Here is a 22290-nt window from a genome sequence, read left to right on the forward strand (position 1 = left end):
GTGAAACGAGCTCTCCTCGCTAGAAGATAATTTAGACCTTTCCAGTCTACACCTAATGGGGAGACACCAGGGAAGGGGTCACTCGCGGCGGAGGGGCGTTCTCGTGCGTTTTCGGACGGTTGCTGTGTCAGGAAAACTGCGCCCGCCCATTTTTGAGCCCTATCCGTAGGTGTCCCGCGGGCCGCGGCCCTTCACGTGCAGCGGTCCCTTGCGCCAGCTCGGCGCCCGCGGCCCGAAGATCTTCAGTTCCACGATGATGTTCGGCCCTACTTTTTCGGCGATGACCTGCAGGATCTGCCGCTGCATCATCCGCAGGTTCGTGGCCCAGGCCGTGGAGTCACAGGTGATGAACAACTTCTTGTCCTTGATCATCTCCACGCGCGTGTGCTGCGCGATCTTCTCCCCCACCAGCTCATCCCAGTGCCCGAAGACCCAGCCGCCGGCGATGTCCTTCTCCCAGCCGCGTTTCGAGAACTCATCACCGAGTACCGCACCGATCGAATCGACGTCGAGGGGGCGGCGCCGGCGTCGTCCGTCGCGCCCCGTGGGTCGGCCGATCCGGGGCGGCAGCCCCCTGCTTCTCGACGCCGCCTTCCGTGGCGGCAGCGGTGTACTGCCACGCTTCTTCGCCGCGTCCTGCATGGCCTCGAAGGCGGCCTGCACCGGGTCCGGCTGCTCACTCATCGGCCTGCTCCAGGACGCTGACGCGTTCCTCCCCGGCATCCTGTACCGCGACGGTGTAGCGGGTGACGGGCGCGTCGATAAGCTCCGTGAGATTCCCCGGAAGATCCCCGTCCACCGCGGCGGTGATGAGCACCTGCTCCGCATCCGCGGCCAACTCCACGAGTTTCTCCCGGCGGCGGGCATCCAGCTCGGCGAACACGTCATCGAGGATGAGCACCGGGTCCGATCCGTCCCGGCGCAGCAGTGTGAACTCCGCCAGCCGCAGGGAGATGGCGTACGACCAGGTCTCACCGTGGGAGGCGAAACCCTTGGCGGGCTGCTCCCCCAGGTCCAGCAGCAGGTCATCGCGGTGTGGGCCCACCAGCGACATGCCGCGGTCGATCTCCCGCTGGCGGGTGCGCCCCAGTTCGGCGAGCATCTCCGCCTCGAGCACCTCCGCATCCCGGCCCTCCGCCGTCACTGTCGAGCGGTAACCCACCCGGGCGGGACGGGACTCCGGGGCGATGTCGGCATAGGCCCCGGCGATCAGTTCCCCCAGTTCATCGACCAGATTCAGGCGCGCCGCCAGCACCTGGGCACCGAGGGCGGCGAGCTGGCCGTCCCACACGTCGAGGGTGGCCAGCGCGCTCGCCCCGTCGCTGTCGCGGTAGCCGCGGCGCAACGAACCACCGGCGGTCTTCAACAGGGCGTTGCGCTGGCGCAGCACCTTGTCGTAGTCGGCCTTGACGCCGGCCAGCCGGGTGCTGCGGGTGGCGATGATGTCATCCAGGTAGCGGCGGCGCTCCGCCGGCTCCCCCTTGATCAGCGCGAGGTCCTCGGGGGCGAACAACACGGAACGGACCACACCCAGCAGCTCACGGGGCGAATTCAGCCGGGCCCGGTTGATCTGCGCCTGGTTTGCCGCGTGCGGTTTGATCAGCAGGTGGGCGGTCAGCTCCCGCCCCTGGTTCACGGCCGTCACGGAGATCCGGGCGTTCTGAGCCCCGGCACGCACCAGCGGCGCATCGTGTGAGACACGGTGGGAGGCGAGGTGGGCTGTGTAGCCCACGGCCTCGACGATGTTGGTCTTGCCGAAGCCGTTGCGCCCCACGAACAGCGTGATCCCCGGCCCGAGGCTGAGGTTCAGCTGCGACCAGCTGCGGAAATCCCGCAGGTCAAGCGTCCTGATGTAGATGTGCCCTCACCTCCCGGACGAGCCCGTCTATCCCGGCAGACGGACAGGCATGAGCAGGTAGGTGAAGTCCGTCTCGGGCGTCGGGAAGACGCCGTCGGCATCCGCCTCGGGCAGCTCAGACGGCTCCGGAATGAGGATCGCAGGACGGGAGGGCTCGGTGAAACCGAAGACCACCCGGTCAGTGCTGATCACGGACAGTCCGTCACGCAGGTAGGTCGGGTTGAAGGCGATGACCAGCTCATCGCGGCCCGTGAACCCGCAGGGCAGACGCTCCTCGGCGTGGCCGGACTCCATGCCGCCTGCGGTGAGGATGAGCTCCCCCTCGTTGAACTGCATGCGGATCTGCGCGTTGCGTTCGGTGACCAGGCTGACGCGGCGGATGGCCTCCTGCAGTGGGGCGATCTCCACGGTGGCCATCGACGTGTGCGTCTTCGGCAGCAGCGGCTGGATGTTCGGGAAATCAGCGTCGAGCATGCGGGCGGTGGTCTCCCGGCTCTCGGTGTGGATGCCGAACAGGCCGGCAGCAGCAAGCTGCTCACCGGTACCCACCGCGATCTCCACCGGATCGGAGACGTGGGTGTCCAGGGTCCGGGCGTTATCGAGCAGTGTCTTGGCCGGGATGAGCAGTTTGGTCTCCACGTCCGGTGCCACCGGGTTCCACTCGAAGGTGCGCAACGCCAGACGGAAACGATCCGTGGCCGCGAGCTTGACCTGCGCACCGGAGATCTCCATGTGTACACCGGTGAGCATGGGCAGGGTGTCATCCTTGCCTGCGGCGGTGGCCACCTGGGTGACTGCCTCGGAGAACAACGCCGGGTCGATGGTGCCGGTGACCTCGGGGAGGTTCGGGATCTGCGGGTAGTCGTCCAACGGGATCAGCGGCAGCTCGAAACGCGAGGAACCACAGGAAAGCAGCGCCTTGCTGCCGTCGACGCGCAGCTCGACGGGCTTGTTGGGCAGGGTGTTGACGATCTCCGCGATGAGTTTGCCGGCCACCGCGATGCGTCCGGGCTCCCCGATCTCCGCGGCGATGCGCACCCGGGTGGAGACCTCGTAGTCGAAACCGGCGAACTCCAGGCCGCTGTCATCTGCGGTGATGAGCATGGCGCGCAGCACCGGTTGGGTCACCTTGGTTGGCAGGCTCCTGGCCACCCACGCGACGGCGTGGGCCAGGTCATCCCTGGCCACCCGGAACGACACTGCTTGTGACTCCATGCTTTCGGGCTCCTCGAAATACTTGTGGTCCCCCGACACGGAAGGAACGGGCGGACCGGAAACAACAGACTCCAACGTACCCCACGGTCCGGAGAGTCGAAATCCTGTAATTCCAGGGATTCCTTCCGCACCGCGCTCGCCGAGCGCAGATCCGGACCGTTCTCCCCACCTCCCCTTTCTTCTCTAGTAATTACAAGTTTCAAAGAGAGTAAGAACAATAGGTCCTGTGCAACCTGTGGATGGCACCGTGAATCCCAAGGTAGCCGCTTGAATCGAGCTTGTGATCCAGGGTGTGGATAACCTGTGGACAACTCTGGGTGATTGTGGATAACTTATCCACAGGTGGACTTGTCCACAATTGCTCCACACGCGGACCACTGCTTCTCAACAGCGGAAACGTGGTTATCCACAGGCTTCATGGCCAGAGTGATCCCGGTCACCCTGTGACAAATATCTCTGAAGTACAAAGATGTAATTACACAGGTGTGGAAAAGGCTGTGGATTTCCGGAGGTGCCCCGGATAAATGACAGAAACCCCTGGTGGCGCCGGTGCTATGCACCAACGTCACCAGGGGTGGGCGTCGAGAAGCGGCGGACCGTCAGCCGCGACCGCGATTCTTGATCAACTGCGTCAACTGCTGGATCTCGTCGTAGACGTCACGCTTCTCCGTCATCTCCTTACGGATCTTGCGGTCCGCGTACATCACCGTCGTGTGGTCCTTGCCACCGAACTCATTGCCGATCTTCGGCAGTGAGAGATCCGTCAGTTCACGGCACAGGTACATCGCCAGCTGGCGGGCGTGTGCAACCGCACGCGTCTTGCCGGCACCGGTGAGGGTCTCCATCGTGATCCCGAAATAATCGGAGGTGACCTCCATGATTGTGGAGGCAGTGATCTCCACATCCGCGGCGTCAGGGAGGATGTCGCGGAGGGCGATCTCCGCCATCTCCTGGTTGATCGGCTCGTTGATCAGCGAGGAGTAGGCGGAGACACGGATGAGCGCGCCCTCGAGCTCACGGATCGAGGACTCGAACCGTGAGGCGATCAGCTCCAGCACACTGCGGTCGACATGCGTGCCGTCCGCCTGGGCCTTCTTCTCCAGGATGGCGATGCGGGTCTCCAGATCCGGCGGCTGGACATCGGTGATCAGCCCGCCCTCGAAACGCGTGCGCAGCCGGTCCTCCAGCGTCGTCAGCTGTTTCGGCGGCCGGTCCGAGGACAGGATGATCTGCTTGTCCGCCTGGTGCAGGGCGTTGAAGGTGTGGAAGAACTCCTCCTGGGTACCCTCCTTGCCCTCCAGGAACTGGATGTCATCCACCATGAGGATGTCCAGATTCCGGTAGCGACGCTTGAAGGATTCCTGCCTGTCATCACGCACGGAGTTGATGTAGTCGTTTGTGAATTCCTCACTGGAGACGTACTTCACACGCAACCCCGGCTGCAGCACCTGGGCGTAGTTCCCGGCGGCGTGCAGCAGGTGGGTCTTGCCCAGCCCGGAACCACCCCAGATGAACAGCGGGTTGTAGGCACGGGCGGGATTCTCCGCCACCGCGACCGCCGCGCCGTTGGCGAAACGATTCGAGGAACCGATGACGAAATTCTCGAAGGTGTACTTCGGGTTCAGCGAACGCTCGCGGTTGGGGTCATGCGCCGGCGTCTCACGCGGTAGCCGCTGCCCCTGCTGATAGACGGGACCGGAGGGATCCCGGTGCTGCGGCACAGCCGGCGCATTCGTCGGGTACTGCGCGTAGGAGTGCGGAACCGGGTTCTGGACCTGCTGCTGCATGGGATACACCGGCGGGGCCGGCGGGTTGGTGTGGGTGGCCTCCCAACCGAGCTGATGGTCCGCGATCCGCTGCTGGATTCCCCTGGCAGGGGGCTGGATCGGCGGTGGCGGAGGCGGGGTCGGCTGGGCGGCTTCCGGCTGGATGGAGACAGCCAGACTGCAGGGGCGGCCGGTGCGCTCGGAGAGCACCTTGACGATGTGCGGACCGAGGTCGTCCTCGATGACCTGCTTGGCCATGGCATGCGGGGTGGCCAGGACCGCGTAGCCGTCGACAAGCACAATCGGTTTCACCAGACCGAGGAAGGCCCGTTGCTGGTGGGTGAAGGCGGGGATGTCGGAATCGGGACGCTCCGACTGATCGAGTAGTTCCGCCTTGATCGCCTGCCAGGTCTGGGCGAGTGACTGTTGCTCATCGGTCACCTGGTGTTGCTCCTTACATGGTTTGTCCGGTTCGCTCAGGCGCGGCCGGACTCCCCGGGGAGGAGTCGGTGCTCTGCCAGTCGCTCACAGGAGGACGCGGTATCGGTGGGGTCGGGCCGGGCATGGAGGTTGCGCACCGCATCTTTTCACAGGCCTTGTCCCCAGGGGATCATGGCCACAACCTCGTCATCCACAGAGTTATCCACAGGTGTGGACAACTTCGGCCGACGAATCTTTCCACAGCTTACTGCATTGCCTGTGGATAGTTCGATTCGCCGGAAAAAGCTCTCCCACCTGCGATGATGGGACCCCTCCGGAAAACTCTCAACTTTAAACCGACCGTTATCCACAGGGGTGTTGATGGAGCTATGTGATTCTGTGTGAGTCCCTCCATTGTTACCCAACGCCGCTGCCGCATGTCCATCTCCGAGATTGCAGTTCGGTGTCACTGCGGACCAGCCTGGCCCATCCCGCCGGGGTGGATCCGGGCTGTCCTGCAGCACCACCCGGCAAAGACCCCGGTGGCCACCGCAAAAATCCCACTGTTGTTATTTCAGGTGCCCCCGCGGAACTACCCGAGACGCACCGGCGGGTCAATTTGTTCGACCACGCCGGAATCGCGTAGTCTGTGATGGTCTGTCACACCGCCGGATGCACCCTTATTCCAGGGACGCGCCGACGGATGTGCGTGAGAGCAGCGTCAGCACCGAATCTTCGGGCCGCGGCACACCAGTCGCGCGTCTGTGCCGGCCTGCGCGCCACCTGGGGCAGGACATGATCCATTCCGGTTCCGTCCACAGAGGCACTCACACCGTCAAAACATAATTCAGCGGCTGACCGGTCCCGTCCGGCCCGCCGCCTCACACAGAGGAGAACACCGTGGCAAAGGGCAAGCGGACGTTCCAGCCGAACAACCGTCGTCGCGCACGCGTGCACGGCTTCCGTATCCGTATGCGCACCCGTGCAGGTCGCGCCATCGTCTCGGCACGTCGTCGCCGGGGCCGCGCCAAGCTGACCGCTTAAAGCAGCTTCAGCGGTGCTACCGAAGCGGCACAAGTTCACGTCGCCCGCCGATTTCGGCCGGACGATCAAACGTGGACGCCGCGCAGGTACCCGCACCGTCGTGGTCCACATGCTGGACCGCAACGCCGGGCCCGACGCCGGTATCGCCCAGCAGGGCGGTCCCCGCGTCGGGCTCATCGTCTCCAAGGCCGTCGGGAACGCCGTGATCCGTCACCGCACCTCCCGACGGCTTCGGCATGTCTGCGCCGGGCTGTTCGATCTGGTGCCGGCCTCCACCGACCTGGTCGTCCGGGCGCTACCCCCGTCGGGCGCGGCATCGTCGGCGGATCTGGAGCGTGACATCCGGAAGGCGTTGAGGAGACTGGGGCTCGCGGATGCGTGAGCCCTCCCCCGCCGCCCGCGGCCTCGAGGCCGCGATTTCGTTCTACCAAAAGTACCTGTCGCCCCTTAAGATGGGGTCGACCTGCCGTTTCGAACCAACGTGCAGTGCCTATGCTCTCGACGCCGTACGCGGTCACGGGGCTCTGAAAGGTGCTGTCATGGCGCTGGCGCGGCTGAGCAAGTGCGGCCCCTGGCATCCGGGCGGGTATGACCCCGTGCCGGGTGCGGACCTGACACCAACTGACACCAAGGAGTCCTGACACACAGTGCTCAACTTCATCTACTGGCCGATCTCGGCCGTCCTGTGGTTCTGGCACAAGGTCTTCAGCTTTGTGCTCGATCCTGACCTCGGCATCACCTGGGTGCTGTCGATCATCTTCCTGACCTTCACGGTCAAGGCCATCATGTTCAAGCCGACCATGAACCAGCTGCGCTCGGGCAGGAAGATGCAGGAGATGCAGCCGAAGATGGCTGAGATCCGCAGCAAGTACAAGAACGACCAGACCAAAATGATGGAGGAGACGCGCAAGCTCCAGAAGGAGATGGGCGTCAACCCGGTCCTCGGCTGCCTGCCGATGCTCGTCCAGATCCCCGTCTTCATCGGCCTGTTCCACGTCCTGCGTTCCTTCAACCGCACCGGTGAGGGCGTGGGCCAGCTCGGTCTGTCGATCGAGGAGAACTACAACACCCCGAACTACATCTTCGGTGTCGAGGACGTGCAGTCCTTCATGGACGCCACGTTCTTCGGTGTCCCGCTCTCCGCCTACATCTCCATGCCCGCGGACATGTACTCGGCGTTCCCCAACGTCGACTTCACCCGCACCGACATCATCATGGTCGCCGCACCGCTGGCCATCATCATCGCCGTGGCCACCCACTTCAACGCCCGCATGTCCATCGACCGCCAGAAGCAGCGCATCGCCTCCGGCAGGCAGGCCGCCCCGACCGGCGACAACGCCGACATGATGGCCATGCAGATGGGCATGATGAACAAGATGATGCTGTGGATCATGCCCGCCACCATCCTGTTCACCGGCTTCCTGTGGCACATCGGTCTGCTGTTCTACATGCTCTCCAACAACGTGTGGACCTTCTTCCAGCAGCGCTACCTCTTCCAGAAGATGGACCAGGAAGAGGAGGCCGAGGAGGAGGCGCGCAAGGCACTCAAGCGCACCACCGCTCCCGCACCCGGTGCCCGCGCCGGATCAAAGAAGAAGCGCAAGAAGAACTGAGCCCCTGCTCCACCGCAGCACCACCTGTACAGCCACCGCGTTCCCGCCCCGGGAACCCGGTGGCTGTATCGTTATGACTCATGAGCGAGACCCCTGAGCTGGCACCCGCACCCGCCGCCGCAGCCGAAGTCTTCGGTGAGCGTCTGCCCCTGGCCGAGGCCTACCACCGGTCCCTTGCCACCGACGGCTCCACCCGCGGCTTCATCGGCCCCCGGGAGGTTCCCCGTCTGTGGGACCGGCACATCCTCAACTGCGCCGTCATCGGCGAGGTCATGGAGACCGGCGCCAGTATCGCGGACGTCGGCTCCGGGGCAGGCCTGCCGGGCATCCCCCTGGCCATCGCCCGCCCCGACCTGCGTATCACGCTCATCGAGCCGCTGCTCAAGCGTTCCGTCTACCTCGCCGAGGTCGTCGAGCTGCTCGGCCTGGACAACGTCACCGTCATCCGGGGCCGGGCCGAGGAGAAGTCCGTGCGCCAGGCCCTGGGCACGGGTGTGGACCTCGTCACCTCCCGGGCGGTGGCCCCGCTGGGTAAACTCGTCGGCTGGTCCCTGCCGTTGGTGAGAGTGGGCGGGGCCATGGTAGCGATGAAGGGTTCCTCCGTCACGGAGGAACTCGAACGCGATGCCGCCCTCATCCGCCGGGCCGGTGGTGGCAGGGCGGAGATCCTCACCGTCGGCGCGCAGCACCTCGCCGAGCCTACGACGGTTATTCGTATCCCGCGGGTGCACTAACATGGGGGAAACCAGCAATTGAAGAATGTGATTCAGGAAGAGGTCAGGTCGCAAGCAATGGTTGACCAACTGCCGAAGCCGGAAGCGCCGCGTCTGATCACCGTCGCCAACCAGAAGGGCGGCGTCGGCAAGACCACGAGCTCCGTCAACCTGGCGTCGGGTCTGGCGATGCTGGGCTCGAAGGTGCTCGTCATCGACCTGGACCCGCAGGGCAACGCCTCCACCGCCCTGGGTGTCGAGCACCGCGCCGGCACCACCTCCAGCTATGAACTGCTCATCGGTGAGGCCTCCGCGGAGGAGGCCATCCAGCAGTCCACGGCCCACGAGAACCTGTTCTGCATCCCGGCGACCATCGACCTGGCGGGTGCGGAAATCGAGCTGGTCAGCCTCGTCCGCCGCGAGTACCGCCTCCACGACGCCCTCCGGAACTCCAGTTTCCTCGAGAAGAACGACTTCGACTACGTCCTCATTGACTGCCCGCCGTCGCTGGGTCTGCTGACCATCAACGCGATGACCGCCGTGGATGAGGTCCTCATCCCCATCCAGTGCGAGTACTACGCCCTGGAGGGTGTGGGCCAGCTGCTCAACAACATCTCCATGATCCGGCAGCACCTGAACCCCAACCTGCACATTTCGGCGATCCTGCTGACTATGTACGATGCACGCACTAAGCTCTCGGAGCAGGTGGCCACCGAGGTCCGTGAGCACTTCGGGGATGTTGTTCTGGGTAACATCATCCCCCGGTCGATCAAGGTCTCCGAGGCCCCCGGTTTCGGCCAGTCCGTCCTGAACTACGACCCCACCTCCCGGGGTGCCGCCGCCTATTTTGATGCGGTCATCGAGTTCGCCACCCGTGGCGACTACCAGCCTGTCGAGGCCACCGGTCCCATCGGCGTCAGTCCGGAGACGGCCAAGCGGCTTGCCGCAGAAGCAGAAAGGTAAGTGCCATCAACCAGGAAATTCGGAAGGGCGGCCTCGGTCGCGGTCTCGCCGCCCTGATTCCCTCCGGTCCCGCCCCCAGCACCCTGAAGTTCGGTGAAGGACCGAAGCTCGGAGCCGTCCCCAAGCCTGAGGACAGCCCGAAGCCGGCGGATGACGCGAAGGCGGAGGAGACCCCGAAGCACCCGGACCGCGATGCCCATGAGGACCGTGCCGAGGGTGCGAAGCGCAGTCACAGCGCGAAGATGCGGGACGACGGCCCCCGTCTCGGCGACAGCGCCGCCGATGTGATCCTCGGTGGCACCCGGGGTGCGCGCGGCCAGGAGAAGCTGCGGTCGGTACCGGGCGCCCCCGCCCCGGAGGCCGTCCGCGGCACGGTGCGTGAGCGGGGCCAGAAGGTCGCTGAGAAGCCTCCCGTGGACGTCGGCGCCACCTACCGGGAGATCCCCATCGCGGAGATCGTCCCCAATCCGCAGCAGCCGCGCCACACCTTCGACGAGGAGGCCCTGGCCGAACTCGTCCACTCCATCCGCGAGTTCGGCCTCATGCAGCCGATCGTGGTCCGCCAGGCGGAGACGGGCTATGAGCTCATCATGGGTGAGCGCCGATGGCGGGCCGCCGGACGCGCGGGGTTGAAGACCATCCCCGCCATCGTCCGTGACACCGACGACGGCGCCATGCTGCGCGACGCTCTGCTGGAGAACATCCACCGGGTGCAGCTCAACCCGCTGGAAGAGGCCGCCGCCTACCAGCAGCTGCTCGAGGAGTTCGACGTCACCCAGGCCGAACTCGCCGGACGTCTCGGCCGTTCCCGCCCGGTGATCACCAACACCATCCGCCTGCTGGCCCTGCCGGTGCCGGTCCAGCGCCGGGTGGCCGCCGGGGTGCTCTCCGCCGGCCATGCCCGCGCACTGTTGGGACTCAAGCTCGGTGAGCACACCTCAGAGGCGCAGGAGGAGCTGGCGGGACGCATCATCGCCGAGGGCCTGTCCGTGCGCGCCACGGAGGAGGCCGTCACCCTGCTCAACCGCGGGGAAGGTGCCCCGGAGCGTAAACCGGTGGAACCGGCCCCGCAGCCGGAGATGCTCACCCGCGCGGCTGACCGCCTCGGCGACGTGTGGGACACGAAGGTGACCGTCACCATGGGCAAGCGGAAGGGCCGCATGGTGGTGGAGTTCGGCGATCCGGAGGATTTCGAACGTATCCTCTCCCTGATCGAAGGACGCGACGACTAGGAGGCGCCGGCCGTGTTCGCCCGAGTGAACCCCCTCAGCCCGGATGCGCTCAGCAGTATCCATCCGCAGGCCGGGCGCAGCATATTCTGGGAACTGGCCCCCGATGCCGCGGCGGTCGTGCAGGCCTCCGGGGATCCGGGCTTTGAGAAGGAGGCGTGGTTGACCACCACGCTCCTGGAGTACGGCCCCTGCGGCTTCTCCCTGGAACGCAGCAGCCGGGAACGCGCCGTCGCCACCGTCCTGTTCTGTTCACGGGAGAACGCCCCCGGCGCCGGACAGCTGCCCACCGCGCCCGTCTCCGAGGACGCGGAGGTGCTCACCTCCCTGTTCATCGATCCGGGCTTCGCGGGCATCGGGCTGGAGTCGGTGCTTCTCGACGCCGCCATCATGTCGCTCGTCGAACGCGAGGCGCAGGCCGTCGAGGCCTTCGGTTGGCACACCGACTTCTTCGCCCGTGCAGACGTCGATGAACTCCTGGAGGGTCCCGTGGGCGGCATCCTGCGCTCGGCCTCCGAGATCGGCCTGATGTCCGTGTCGATCCTCGAGTCCGCCGGCTTCAGGATCATCGCGGACCACCCGGTGCTCCCCCGCCTGCGCCTTGAGCTGCCGCCCCAGCAGTCGCTGCTCAGTGCCGCGGGCCTGGAACTGCTCTACGGAGGCATGGTGGTCAGCTGACGGGGATGGAAAAGACGGAGGTCGCAGCTTTTTCAGCCGAGTTCGGCCTGCAGCAGCTCCGAGAACTTGTAGGTGCCGGTCGGCTGGTCATCCCGGTCGAGGAGGTAGAGACGCTTCACAGCCACCACGACAGATTCGGCGATGGCGTCCCGTACGGCCGGGTCGGTCAGGCGGGCGACATCCTCCGGATTGGAGAGGTAACCGGCGATCAGCTCCACCGTGGGGGCCTGTGTCAGGCGCAGCAGATCCCAGGTGCGGGCGTGGGTGCCGCAGTTCTGGAAGTCGGTGCGGGCGACGATCTCGCGTTGGATGTAACCGGAGAGTGATTCCCCGGTCAGGGAGCTGTTGCCGGTCTCCGAGCCGAAGTAGAAGGTGGCCACACCGTGGGCCTTCTCGTTCGGGTACTTGTCCGCCTGGACGGAGATGACCAGGTCGGCGCCGAAGGCGTTGGCGATCTCGGCACGTGCCGTGGTGGAGGGGTCGTCCATGCGGGGGCGGGACTTTATCGTCTCCATGCCGGCGGCGATCATGCGCCCCTCGATGCGGGAGGCGAGATCCCAGATGATCTCTTCCTCGGTGATCTCCCCATGCAGACCACGCACTGTCCGGCCCTTGTTCACGCCACCCAGGGCGGGGTCGATCACCACCCGTTTGCCGGCGAGCTTGGGTCCGGCGTTGCGGACCTGCTCGCGTTCCCGGATGGCCAGGGGGCTACCACCGGTGATGCGCCTGCCCAGCAGCTTCAGGGCACGGATCGTGTCGGGGCCGCAGACCCCGTCGTCCTGGAGCCCGGAGTTCAGCTGGAAGGCCGCCAGCGCCTCGTGGGTGTAGCGGCCGAAGTGGCCGTCGATGCGGTGGGAATAGAAACCCAGCTCCTGGAGCTGATCCTGGAGCTGGGAGACATCGTCGCCGACGAGTTCGTTGTTCGGCTGGTAGGACAGCACGCGGGCACCGAGCTGGTAGGAGGCGTGGCGCAGTTCCCGCAGGGTCATCTCGTCGATGTGGCCCGAGGGGACGATGCCGCGGGACTGCTGGAAGGCCTTGAGAACCTCGGCGAGTGCGGCGTCGAAAAGCTTGTCCTCCTCGGCGTACTTGTCGGAGAGATCGGCCTCGTAGCCGGGCAGCAGGCCCAGCCGTGCCAGGGTGGAGCGTGCCTCCGCCACCCTCGGGCTGCGGTCACCGACACGAAAAGTCATGGTCACGACGCTCCTTCCAGGGTCAGATAAACCAGATCTTATCCGAACCGTCGAGAGTCGGTCGGTACTGTTTTCTCGATCCCAACGGTACCAGCTACATCAGCGGTTCCAGCTTCGCCATGATGTGGGAACGCGGGCGAACCCCCACGAACTCGTCGACCTTCTCGCCGTCCTTGAAGAACAGCACCGCGGGGATGGACATGATCTGGAACATGGCACCCAGGGTGCGCTGCTCGTCCACGTTGACCTTGGCGACGGTGACCTGCTCGCCCAATTCCTCCGCGACCTCCTCAATGATGGGGCCGAGCTTCTTGCACGGGCCACACCACTCGGCCCAGAAATCGACGATGACGGGCTTGTCGGACTCGACGACGATCTCCCGGAAATTCTCCTGGGTGACCTCAATGACCTTGCTCATGTGATTCTCCTTACTGGTCGGTGTTGATCGGTTAGAGGGCGGCGAGATAGTGCTCGGCGTCGGTGGCGGCGCGGCAGCCGGAACCAGCGGCGGTGATGGCCTGCTGGTAGTGGTCGTCGACCAGGTCACCGCAGGCGAAGACACCCGGGACGGAGGTGGCGGTGGAGGGCTCGTCGACCTTGACGTAACCGCCCTCCTTCAGTTCGATCTGACCATCCAGGAACTCGGAGCGCGGGTCATGGCCGATGGCCACGAACATGGCGGCAACCGGCAGTTCGCTCAGCTCACCGGTGACGGTGTCGCGCAGCATGACGCCCGCGACCTTGTTCTGGTTGTCCCCGGTGCCCTCGATGACGTGGTCGATGACCTTGTTCAGGGCGAAGTCGATCTTCTCGTTGGCTCGGGCGCGCTCAAGCATGATGGCGGAGGCGCTGAAGCCCTCACGGCGGTGGACGAGGGTGACCTTGTCGGCGAACTTGGTCAGGAAGGTGGCCTCCTCCATGGCGGAGTCGCCGCCGCCGACGACGGCGATCTCGGCGCCCTTGAAGAAGAAGCCGTCACAGGTCGCGCACGTGGACACGCCGCGGCCCATGAGCTTGTCCTCACCCGGTACGCCCAGCAGGCGGGCAGCGGCACCGGTGGCCAGGATGATGGTGCGGGCCAGATGAACCTCATCACCCACGTGGACCTTCTTCACATCGCCCTCAAGCTCGACGGAATCGACCAGCTCCATGCGCATGTCGGCGCCGAAACGCTCGGCCTGGGCACGCATCTCCATCATGAGGTCAGGACCCATGATGCCGTCCTTGAATCCCGGGAAGTTCTCCACGTCGGTCGTGTTCATCAGCGCACCGCCGTACTCGTAGCCCTCGAAGACGAGCGGCTTGAGCTCCGCGCGGGCGGCGTAGACGGCGGCGGTGTAACCGGCGGGGCCGGAACCGATGATGATCACGTCGTGGATGGTGTCCTGGGCGGTCATGAATTCTCCTGCGGTATTCGGGTGGTGTCACCCCGAGTCTAGTTTCCCGGCTCAGCGGGCTCACTCCATGGTCAACGTCCACCCGGCGGGGAACATTCCGCCAGCAGTTCCGAACGCAGCATCTCACGTGCGCGGGAACGCCTCGACTTGATGGTCCCCGGCTGCACACCCTCCCGCTCGGCGACGTGGCTGACGCTGTAACCCTCGACGTCGATGAGCCACAGTGCGGTGCGCTGGTCGGGGCGCAGGCGGGCCAGCGACTCCTCCAGCTGCAACAGCTTCTCGCGCTCCCCGATCGGGTCGATCGCCAGGTGCGGGTTGATGTCATGCGGCAGGGCGTCATCATCGAGGGTGGCCACCTCGATCTGGCGGCGGTGGTTGCGGAAGTCCCAGCCGGAGTTCATGACCAGGCGGTGCAGCCAGGTGCTCAGCGAGGACTCGTGGCGCCAGGTGTGCAGGTTGCAGCTGGCCTTGAACAACGCCTCCTGCAGGATGTCCTGCGCATCGTCCTCATTGTGGCCGTATTTCCGCGCGACCCACAGCAGCCGCGCCCGGTGGCGCTCCACGATCTCGGTGAAGGCGCGCAGGTCCCCGCCGATGAAATTCTCGACGAGCCGTCCGTCGGTGTGTGCCAATTTTCCCCCCGGAAATTTCGCTGACACCCACATTGGACCCCACCGCCGCCCGCTGCGCTGGGCAGGGGGCGGCGGTGCCCACTGCAGTGGGCGCTACCGCCGCCTTCAGGGGGTGCTTCTCGACGCCGCGTCCGCGCGGGTCCTACTCGCAGACGGTGCCGTCGTTGTCCCCGTCGCGGTACCAGTCGTATTCGGCATGGACCCCTGCGACATAGGGCCCGTAACCGGCGTCTTTCGCCTTCGCGCAGCTGCTGAAGCGGGGGTCCCCACCGGCCCCGACAGGAGCGGCCAGGGCCATGGGCTGCGTGGCCGGGTCCTCGAGCACGGGCACCTCGGCCGTGGCGGTGGTCCCGATGCGGTAGGTGGTCTGTTCGTCGGGCAGCGGATGCCCGGGGCAGTCCGCGAGCACCCGGGCCATGGCGTCCTTTTCCGCGGCGGTCACCCACAGGTCGTAGCGGGCCTTCACCGCGATCTGCCGGGCGACGTAGTCGCAGCGGAAGGAACGGTTGGCCGGCAGCCAGGTCGCGGCGTCACCGTCGCCCTTCTGCATGTTGGCGGGACCGTCGACGGCCAGCAGGTTGAGCGGGTCATTGGCGAACTCGGTGCGTGCGGCGGTGTCGAGCTGCTGGGCGCCCTTCTGCCACGCGTCGGACAGCGCGACGACGTGGTCGATCTGGACTGCCGTGGAGGTGTCCTGGCCGCGTTGGAAGTGGATCTCGGTGGCGGTGTAGGGGTCGTCCAGCACGCCGGTGAGCACCACGCAGTCGTGGGTGCCGGGGCGGAAGGTCTCGGACTCCAGGTCGCGGGCGAGGATGTCGTTGCGGGTGTCGCAGCCGTTGTGGTCGGTGTCCGACCAGGCGGGCCCGAACTCCTCACGGTCATAACCGGTCTTCGGGGCCCGGCCCTTGACGGCGAGGGCCTCCAGCGCAGCGGCGGCACCACCAGTGGTGGCGGAGGCCTGGACCGAGGACACGGCCGTGGAGTCCGTGGCCGCCGGTTCGCCGGAGGTGCAGCCGGTGACGGTGAGGGCCAGAGCCAGGACGGCTCCGGCAACGGTGTGCGGTCGACGCAGCATCATGATGTTTTCCCGGGGTGGTACTGAAACTGATAACCGTTGCAGTATTCCACGTGCGGGAAACACGGAGGTCAGCGGCCACCTTGCTACCGCGTCAGTTCACGCCGACGACCTGCACCTCGGCCACCTCCGCCGGGGCGGTGAACCACACGAGGACTCCCCCGCCGGTCTGCCGTTCCAGCTCCAGGCTGTTACGGCCTTCGTGGAGGGTGGTCTCCGCCAGCAGGGGCAGCCCCTCCGGGTCCTGCGTCTCCGTGATCTCCGTGCCCTCCGGAACCGCGTAGACCGCCACCGGCACGTCCCCGTCCGGGACGTGGATGACCAGGTGCTGCAGCTCGGCGGGCTCCTCGAGCGTCAGGGTGACTCCGGTCGGGACGGTGGTGGTGGACCAGACGGTGTCAGTGTCGCCGTCGATGAGTTCGGGTGCGGTCGCGGCGGTGACCTCCTGGATCCGACCCAGCGGGCGGGGTGCGGTCTCGGTCGCGGAACCCTGGATCGACTCGGAGGTGACCGGGGATTCGTCCCTGCCGCCGCTGAGGAAGCTGACCAGGTAGGTGGTCAGACCGGCGACGAGGACGACCGCGCCGATGGAACCCACGGCGAGCAGCGCGGCTGATTTCCGTGAGTAGGCCTTGGCGCCGAAGCCACCGGACTGGTCCTCAGGCTGCGGGTCCTCATCGGCCTCCACGACGAGAGCCTCGGGCTGCTCATCGTCCACGCCGGCGAAGGTACGGAGCCGGGTGGCGAGCCTGCCCATGTCGGTCTCGGTGGTGAAGTCCTCCAGGCCCGAGCAGGCCCCGGAGAGCAGCTTCAGGGCGGAGGTGACGGCGGCCTGGTCACGTTCGACGGTGGCGTCGGGGAGCACCGCCGGGAAGGCGAGGACGGCCTCGCCTTCCGTGGAGATGCGGATCCGGGCCCGGTTGTCCAGGCCGATGGGGCGGGTGCCGGTGGTGGCGTCGGCGAGCGGGGCGATCGCCGCGGCGACGGCGTGCGGGTCCAGGGGGCCACCGTCGGCCACCGCCCGCAGCGCGGAACCCGGCACCCAGTCGGCCACGACCAGGCAGCCGTTGCGGTAGGCCAGGACCTCGATGTTGCCGGCCACACCCGGGGTGCCGGCGATGTTGCGGGTGCGGCGGGAGATCTCGGCGGCGGCGCCGGCGGCCGCGGCCGGGGAGGCCGGGGCCAGCGGTGCGTTGCCGGAGGTGTCCACGAAGGTCAGTGCCACCTCACGGCCGGTGGCCTGCTCGCGGGCATGCCAGAAGCGGGCCCCCGGCACCGAACCGTGGTCGGCCAGCAGGCGGAACCGGCCGTCAGAGACCGGCGCGCCGGGCACCAGCCGGGGTCCGCGGACGATACCGGCGGACATGGGGGCCGGCGGCGGAGAAGAGTTGAAGGGGTCCATCGCCACGTACTGGGCGGAGATCTCCTGGGGGTCCGGCTCCTCGACCTTGATCTCCTTGCTCGTGTCCGGCCGGATGAAGCGGGAGGCACCCGGGATGCGGGCGAAGGCCCGGCCGAGGTTCTGCACCTCCGGCAGGCCGGAGAAGCTCAGGGCGATGCCGGTGGCGATGAGGAAGATGATGCCGTCGATGCCCACGCGGACCAGCACACCGAGGGAGCCCAGGCCGTCGAGAAGCCCGGCGGCGAAGGTGCGCAGGAGGAAGTCGGCGAACAGGGCCACGGCCACACCGGTGAGGGAGGCCGCACCGGCCCACATCGTCGTGCGGATCTGTGAGCGGGTGCCCAGGTGGCCGAGCTTGCGGCGCAGCAGCAGTGCACCGATGACCGCACCCGCGACGAAGCCGAAGCCGTTGGCCGCACCCAGCAGGATGACCACCCGGGAGGGTGAGGTGGCCACCAGCGGGGCCAGCAGGGAGAGGACGATCTTCGTGGCGGTGATGCCGGCGATGATGAAGGTCGGGGTCCAGGCCTCCTCGCGGGCGTAGAAGACACGCAGGTGCAGCAGCACCAGGGCGTAGGGCAGCAGCGTGAAGGCGGAGAAGCTGAGCGTCAGGCCCAGCAGGGTGCCCGATTCGGTGTCGAAGTTCCGGTAGGAGAACAGCGCCACACCGATCTCCGGGCCGAAGGCGGTGAAGAAGAAGACGATGGGGATGAGCGCGATGAACGTCAGCTTCGTCGACAGGTTGAGGTCGTCGACCACCGCGCGGTCATCACCGTCGGCGGCGTTGCGCGACAGGCGCGGCATGATGGCGGTGAGCAGGGTGACGCCGATGATGCCGTAGGGCACCTGCAGCAGCAGCCACGCCTGCTGGTAGATCAGCGGGGCCGCCTTGTCGGAGAGCGAGGCGATCTGGGTGGTCACCGCGTAGCCGACCTGGGAGATGGCCACGTAGACCACGATGGCCAGGGCCATGCCGCCGAACTGCTTCAGGCGGGCGTCCATCCCCCACAGCGGGCGCAGGTCGACGCCCGCCTTCTTCAGGTAGGGCAGGAGAATCAGGGCCTGCACCACCACGCCCAGCGTGGTGCCCAGGCCGAGCAGGAGGACGTGCGGGTCGGTGATGCCGGCGGGGGCGTCGTCAAGCAGGGCACCCGGCAGCGTCATGTAGGCGAGCAGCACGGTGATGGACACGACGTTGTTGGCCACCGGTGCCCACGCGCCGGGTTTGAAGATGCCGCGGGTGTTGAGCACCGCCATGAACAGCGCGAAGATGCCGTAGAAGAAGATCTGCGGCAGCAGCAGGTAGGCGAACGACGTCGACTGGACGATGTTGACCTCACCGTCCGGGTTCAGCAGCATCCGCGTCAGCAGGGGTGCGCCGATCACCGAGAGCAGCGTCACCGCAACCAGCAGCGTCGCGGAGAGGGTGAACAGGCGGCGGAAGAAGGCGGCACCCCGGTCGGGGTCCTCCTTCTCCGCGCGCACCAGCACCGGCACCACCAGGGAGGTGAGCACCGCGCCGAGCACGATCTCCGTGATCAGGTTCGGCAGCGTGTTCGCCGTGTTGAAGGCGGAACCCACAGCCGGTCCCAGCGTCGCGCCGATGAGCAGGTTGCGGATGAAGCCGGTGATCCGGGAGATGAGCGTCGCGATCGCCATGGAACCGCCGGCGCGCACCACATCCGCGTCGGAGGCCACCCCAGTGCTTCCGGTGGGCGTGTCCTCGACGGGTGCGCCGGGTGCGGCCGTCAGCCGCGAGCGGTCAGGGGCGGGGGCCGGCGGCGGCGCCGGCACCCGCTGCTCCGGCACGGGGGACGGAGGTTCCGGGATGACGAAGCGTGACCGCTGGCCGGATGAGAGGTTGTCGGTGGAATTCACTCACAAAGCCGTTCTAAAGATTTTCAGGGGCGCTGCCGGTTGCCGCGGCGTTGGCGGCCGAGGCGGAAGAGCAGCGCCAGGGACAACCCCACCACCAGGAGCAGGGCGATGCCGTAGGTGCCGACGATACCGGTCCGTGTCTGCACCGTGATGTCCACCGCCGTGGAGATGGGCGAACCGTCACGGGTGGCCAGCCACAGCGTCAGCTGCGTCTGATCCTGATCGGCGGGCAGGTCCGCGGTCATCTGCACCGTAATGGATCCGTGCGCCGGAATGTGCACCCGCCCGGGCACGTCGACTCTCGCCCCCGGTGGGCCGTCATGGACCAGCTCGGTATCCACCGGCAGCGGCAGGCCGTTCTCCGCGACGATGAGCAGCGGTGAACTCTCCGAGGCCCGGGTGTAGACGTTGCCCGGCGGGATCAGCGCCACCGAACCCCGCAGATCCTGCAGGGTCCGCCGGTTGCCGTCCAACCGCCGGTCCGTCGCCGCCACCGCCGCCTCGTGGTGCCCGAGGCTGCTTCTCGACGTCGCCGACAGACTCATCAGCACGTCGCGGCGCAGCGGCAGCGTGAAACCGTAGCGGGTGAGGTTGATACCCCGGTCGTTGACCATCATCCGCGTGAGATCATCCGTGTAGCGGGCCTGCTGGCTCGCGCGCAGCACCTCCGTGTCACTGAACACCGCCGGATCCGCGTAGGGCGAACCGAAACGCGTCACCCCCAGCGTCGGCGGGGACAACGGCTGCGCGTCCAACGTCTCCGCCTGCTCCCGCGCCGGGGTCACCGCCTGGTCCAGCGGCAGCGGAGTCGCCGCATCCTCGGCGAGCACCCCCGCGGTGGCGGTCAGGAGGGCGGCGGCGGTGGGGGCGTCGATAAGCGAGGCCGGGAGGATGAGCACCGGCTCCGGCGACTGCGCCCAGTCGGCGGGCAGCGTCTGCTCCGCCACCGCCAGCCGCACCGCCGAACCGGCCGTCAGCGCACGGGCCAGGGGGGAATCGAAGCGGGCGTCGAAACGTGAATCCGGGTTGGAGTAGCCCGCGGTCTGCGGTTGCGGGCCCGTCGCCGCCAGCAGCGCCCCCAACGCGCCGGGATAGGTCACCGCGTTGATGCCCGGGGCCAGGCGGGCGATATTGTCCACCTGCGGCACTCCCCAGACCGTGTTGTCGGCCACGAGCACCTGCACCGGGGTCTGCGGCACCGGCGCGCCCGGCTCCTCCGGCAGCACCGGGGACTCCAGCGAGGAATGCTCCGCCCCCGCCTGCTGCGGTGCCCGGCGCGCCACCGCAGCCTCCCACGTCGCCTGCATCCCATCCTCCAGCACCGTCGAACCCGTCTGGTCCGCCCAGCCCAGGGCCGTGGCCGTCTGCTCGGTGACGTAGCCGGCGGCGGGGATGACGACATTGCCGGAGGGGGCGGCACCCAGCTCCGCCTGCAGGGTGGCCGGGCCGCGCTGCACGGCCTCCCGGAACAGCCATTCATCCTCCGTGGCGGCCACGGCGTTGAGGTCCGCGTTCGCCCAGGGCAGCGCCACGGTGCAGCCCGCACCCGCGGTCGTGCTCAGCCGTGCCAGCCACTCCTGCGCGTCCGCCGCACCCCGGCCCGGCTCCCCCGGATCGGATTCACCGGCGGAACCCCAGCTGTCGCGCAGCCGCTGCGCCTTCTTCGTCATGGAAGGTCGTTCCGGCGAGACGGTGTAACCCTCCGCCATACGCGCGACGGTGTCCACCAGGGCCGGGTCGATGGCCAGGCACGTGCCCTGGCTCAGCTCCGCCGCGTTCGGACCGGTGGTTGTCGCCGTGGCGTAGGTGTTGATCAGGTCATTGAGCCGCCCACCGGGGGCCAGCTGCGCGGCGAGCTGCTCCGACTCCAGGATCAGCGGGGGATCCTCCGCCGCCCGGCCCGTCTCCCCGGGGACGATGTCCACCGGCGCGGACACCGGCACGATGAGGCTGACATCCGGGACCTGGGCCTCCTGCCGTTGCCCGGCCGTCGTGGTGAACAGCATCCGTTCCGTACCCAGCTGCCGCACCCCCTGCTGCCCCACCGCACCCGTCAGCGCGAACATCAGCGGATAGGTCCCGCCCGGGTTCAGCGCCAGCGGCTCCACCGGGATGCTCACCTCCCGGCGCTCCCCCGGCGCCAGCTCCCCGCCCAGGTGCCGGGCGGTGCCGAAATAGGGGTACGCGTCCCGGTCGAGAGCGAGGATCCGGCGGGCATCACCCACCGTGGCGGCGGCGTCCGCGCGCCGGGGCGTGACCGTGAGGTCCGAGACCGTCTCCCCGGAGTTGTTGAACACCGAGAGCACGACCCGTGAGGCATCCGCCTCGACGAGTTCCACGCCGATGTCGGTGGGTTCGTCCGGGCGGGCGAAGGGGTTGGCCCACTGGGCGGCGACGGCCGCATCCGTCGGGGAGACCGGGGTGGGGAGGGCATGGGCGGGCGTCGACAGGCACAACGCGGCTGCGACCAGCAGCCCCCCGACCCGACGGATCACCGCGGGGTCGCCCTTCCCGCGGCCTTCTCCTCCCGCGCCAGGTCCGGCAGAAGATCATGTGCGGTGCGCGCCAGCTTGCGTTCATCCGCGTAGGCCAGATGCTCGATGAGCTCGGAGACCGGGATCCACGCCACCTCAGTGACCTCCGGGTCCTCGTCATTGAGGTCGCCGTCGAGGAAGCGCAGCAGGTGGTGGTGCACCGTCTTGTGGATGCGCACCCCCTCCGAGACGAACCAGTAGTCGATCACACCGAGATCCGCGAAGGTCTCACCGTGGACACCGGTCTCCTCCCACACCTCACGTTCGGCGGTGGCGCGGCGGTCCTCCCCCGGCTCGACGTGGCCCTTGGGCATCGACCACAGCAGGCGGCCCCGGCGGTCCAGGCGCCCGATCAGGGCCACATAGATGCGGCTGAGATCAACCTCGCCGGCGTCGTTGACGGCCTCCGCCAGGCCGGAGACCACCAGGCCGCCGGCGGAGGTCTCATCGCGGGTGACCATCCTGTTGTTCTGCTGCGCGCGGTTGGGCGAGCGGTGCTGCGGCTTCTGCGGGTTACGCTGCGGGCGGCGCCGGCTGTTGCGGCGGCGGCCCTGCTGCGGCTTCTGCTCACCGTCCGACTTCTGCGGGGGTGCCTTCTGCTCGCCGGACTGCTTCTGCTGCGTCTGCTGTGCCTGTGTTGCCGTGCCCGACTGATTTCCGGAACCACGACGACG

19 protein-coding genes and 1 pseudogene are annotated in these 22290 nt (G+C 67.3%); 8 read left to right on the forward strand and 12 right to left on the reverse strand.

Annotated features, from left to right (window positions below):
- Positions 1 to 159: 159 nt before the first annotated feature.
- The 4 genes from NYP18_RS10085 to dnaA all read right to left on the reverse strand — a co-directional run bounded on the left by NYP18_RS10085 (position 160) and on the right by dnaA (position 5280).
- On the reverse strand, positions 160 to 684 hold the full coding sequence (locus NYP18_RS10085; protein WP_259428064.1) for a DciA family protein: 525 nt from the start codon (positions 682 to 684) through the stop codon (positions 160 to 162).
- On the reverse strand, positions 677 to 1858 hold the full coding sequence (recF, locus tag NYP18_RS10090) for a DNA replication/repair protein RecF (protein WP_259428171.1): 1182 nt from the start codon (positions 1856 to 1858) through the stop codon (positions 677 to 679). Before recF ends, NYP18_RS10085 begins: the two co-directional genes overlap by 8 nt.
- A gap of 27 nt (positions 1859 to 1885) precedes the next feature.
- Entirely contained in the window at positions 1886 to 3073 is a 1188-nt protein-coding gene (gene dnaN / locus NYP18_RS10095) for a DNA polymerase III subunit beta (protein ID WP_259428065.1), read from the reverse strand.
- Positions 3074 to 3672: 599 nt separating this feature from the next.
- Positions 3673 to 5280, reverse strand: a complete 1608-nt coding sequence (gene dnaA, locus NYP18_RS10100) for a chromosomal replication initiator protein DnaA (protein WP_259428066.1) — start codon at positions 5278 to 5280, stop codon at positions 3673 to 3675.
- Positions 5281 to 6159: 879 nt separating this feature from the next.
- On the opposite strand from dnaA, the gene rpmH reads away from it, so the two are divergent.
- The 8 genes from rpmH (at position 6160) to NYP18_RS10140 (ending at position 11499) form a co-directional block, all read left to right on the forward strand.
- The gene (gene rpmH, locus NYP18_RS10105; protein WP_126121319.1) at positions 6160 to 6303 is read left to right on the forward strand and encodes a 50S ribosomal protein L34; all 144 of its coding nucleotides are present in this window, start codon (positions 6160 to 6162) and stop codon (positions 6301 to 6303) included.
- A 13-nt stretch (positions 6304 to 6316) separates the two neighbouring features.
- Positions 6317 to 6685, forward strand: coding sequence for a ribonuclease P protein component (gene rnpA, locus NYP18_RS10110; protein ID WP_259428067.1), 369 nt, complete (start codon positions 6317 to 6319; stop codon positions 6683 to 6685).
- A complete protein-coding gene (gene yidD / locus NYP18_RS10115; protein ID WP_126121321.1) occupies positions 6678 to 6944 on the forward strand; it encodes a membrane protein insertion efficiency factor YidD in 267 nt (88 codons plus the stop codon). The genes rnpA and yidD overlap by 8 nt, the downstream gene beginning before the upstream one ends.
- A gap of 6 nt (positions 6945 to 6950) precedes the next feature.
- Positions 6951 to 7916 (forward strand): membrane protein insertase YidC, encoded by a 966-nt coding sequence (gene yidC / locus NYP18_RS10120; protein WP_259428068.1) that lies wholly within the window; start codon positions 6951 to 6953, stop codon positions 7914 to 7916.
- Between the two features lie 80 nt (positions 7917 to 7996).
- Positions 7997 to 8650, forward strand: coding sequence for a 16S rRNA (guanine(527)-N(7))-methyltransferase RsmG (gene rsmG / locus NYP18_RS10125; protein ID WP_259428069.1), 654 nt, complete (start codon positions 7997 to 7999; stop codon positions 8648 to 8650).
- A gap of 57 nt (positions 8651 to 8707) precedes the next feature.
- Complete coding sequence (locus NYP18_RS10130; RefSeq protein WP_126121324.1) at positions 8708 to 9592, forward strand: ParA family protein; 885 nt, start codon at positions 8708 to 8710, stop codon at positions 9590 to 9592.
- Between the two features lie 5 nt (positions 9593 to 9597).
- Positions 9598 to 10824, forward strand: coding sequence for a ParB/RepB/Spo0J family partition protein (locus NYP18_RS10135; protein WP_439648083.1), 1227 nt, complete (start codon positions 9598 to 9600; stop codon positions 10822 to 10824).
- Between the two features lie 12 nt (positions 10825 to 10836).
- Positions 10837 to 11499 (forward strand): hypothetical protein, encoded by a 663-nt coding sequence (locus NYP18_RS10140; protein ID WP_259428071.1) that lies wholly within the window; start codon positions 10837 to 10839, stop codon positions 11497 to 11499.
- 32 nt (positions 11500 to 11531) lie between these two features.
- Here NYP18_RS10140 and NYP18_RS10145 read toward each other — a convergent pair whose 3' ends face one another.
- From NYP18_RS10145 to NYP18_RS10180, 8 genes and pseudogenes are all read right to left on the reverse strand, one after another.
- Positions 11532 to 12695: an N-acetylmuramoyl-L-alanine amidase gene (locus NYP18_RS10145; RefSeq protein WP_259428072.1), complete on the reverse strand. Its 1164-nt coding sequence runs from the start codon at positions 12693 to 12695 to the stop codon at positions 11532 to 11534.
- Positions 12696 to 12789: 94 nt separating this feature from the next.
- A complete protein-coding gene (trxA, locus tag NYP18_RS10150) occupies positions 12790 to 13113 on the reverse strand; it encodes a thioredoxin (RefSeq protein ID WP_259428073.1) in 324 nt (107 codons plus the stop codon).
- A gap of 31 nt (positions 13114 to 13144) precedes the next feature.
- A complete protein-coding gene (trxB, locus tag NYP18_RS10155; protein ID WP_259428074.1) occupies positions 13145 to 14092 on the reverse strand; it encodes a thioredoxin-disulfide reductase in 948 nt (315 codons plus the stop codon).
- Positions 14093 to 14163: 71 nt separating this feature from the next.
- Positions 14164 to 14727: an RNA polymerase sigma factor gene (locus NYP18_RS10160; RefSeq protein ID WP_259428075.1), complete on the reverse strand. Its 564-nt coding sequence runs from the start codon at positions 14725 to 14727 to the stop codon at positions 14164 to 14166.
- A gap of 142 nt (positions 14728 to 14869) precedes the next feature.
- Entirely contained in the window at positions 14870 to 15802 is a 933-nt protein-coding gene (locus tag NYP18_RS10165; RefSeq protein ID WP_439648084.1) for a GmrSD restriction endonuclease domain-containing protein, read from the reverse strand.
- A gap of 94 nt (positions 15803 to 15896) precedes the next feature.
- Positions 15897 to 19082, reverse strand: a complete 3186-nt coding sequence (locus NYP18_RS10170) for a murein biosynthesis integral membrane protein MurJ (RefSeq protein ID WP_259428077.1) — start codon at positions 19080 to 19082, stop codon at positions 15897 to 15899.
- A 23-nt stretch (positions 19083 to 19105) separates the two neighbouring features.
- Positions 19106 to 21577: a hypothetical protein gene (locus NYP18_RS15445; RefSeq protein WP_304503773.1), complete on the reverse strand. Its 2472-nt coding sequence runs from the start codon at positions 21575 to 21577 to the stop codon at positions 19106 to 19108.
- Positions 21574 to 22152, reverse strand: a pseudogene (locus NYP18_RS10180) (NUDIX hydrolase); the annotation flags it as partial. The pseudogene NYP18_RS10180 and the gene NYP18_RS15445, both read right to left, overlap by 4 nt.
- Between the last annotated feature and the right edge of the window lie 138 nt (positions 22153 to 22290).

This window comes from Corynebacterium lemuris (assembly GCF_024919295.1).
Taxonomy (GTDB): domain Bacteria; phylum Actinomycetota; class Actinomycetes; order Mycobacteriales; family Mycobacteriaceae; genus Corynebacterium; species Corynebacterium lemuris.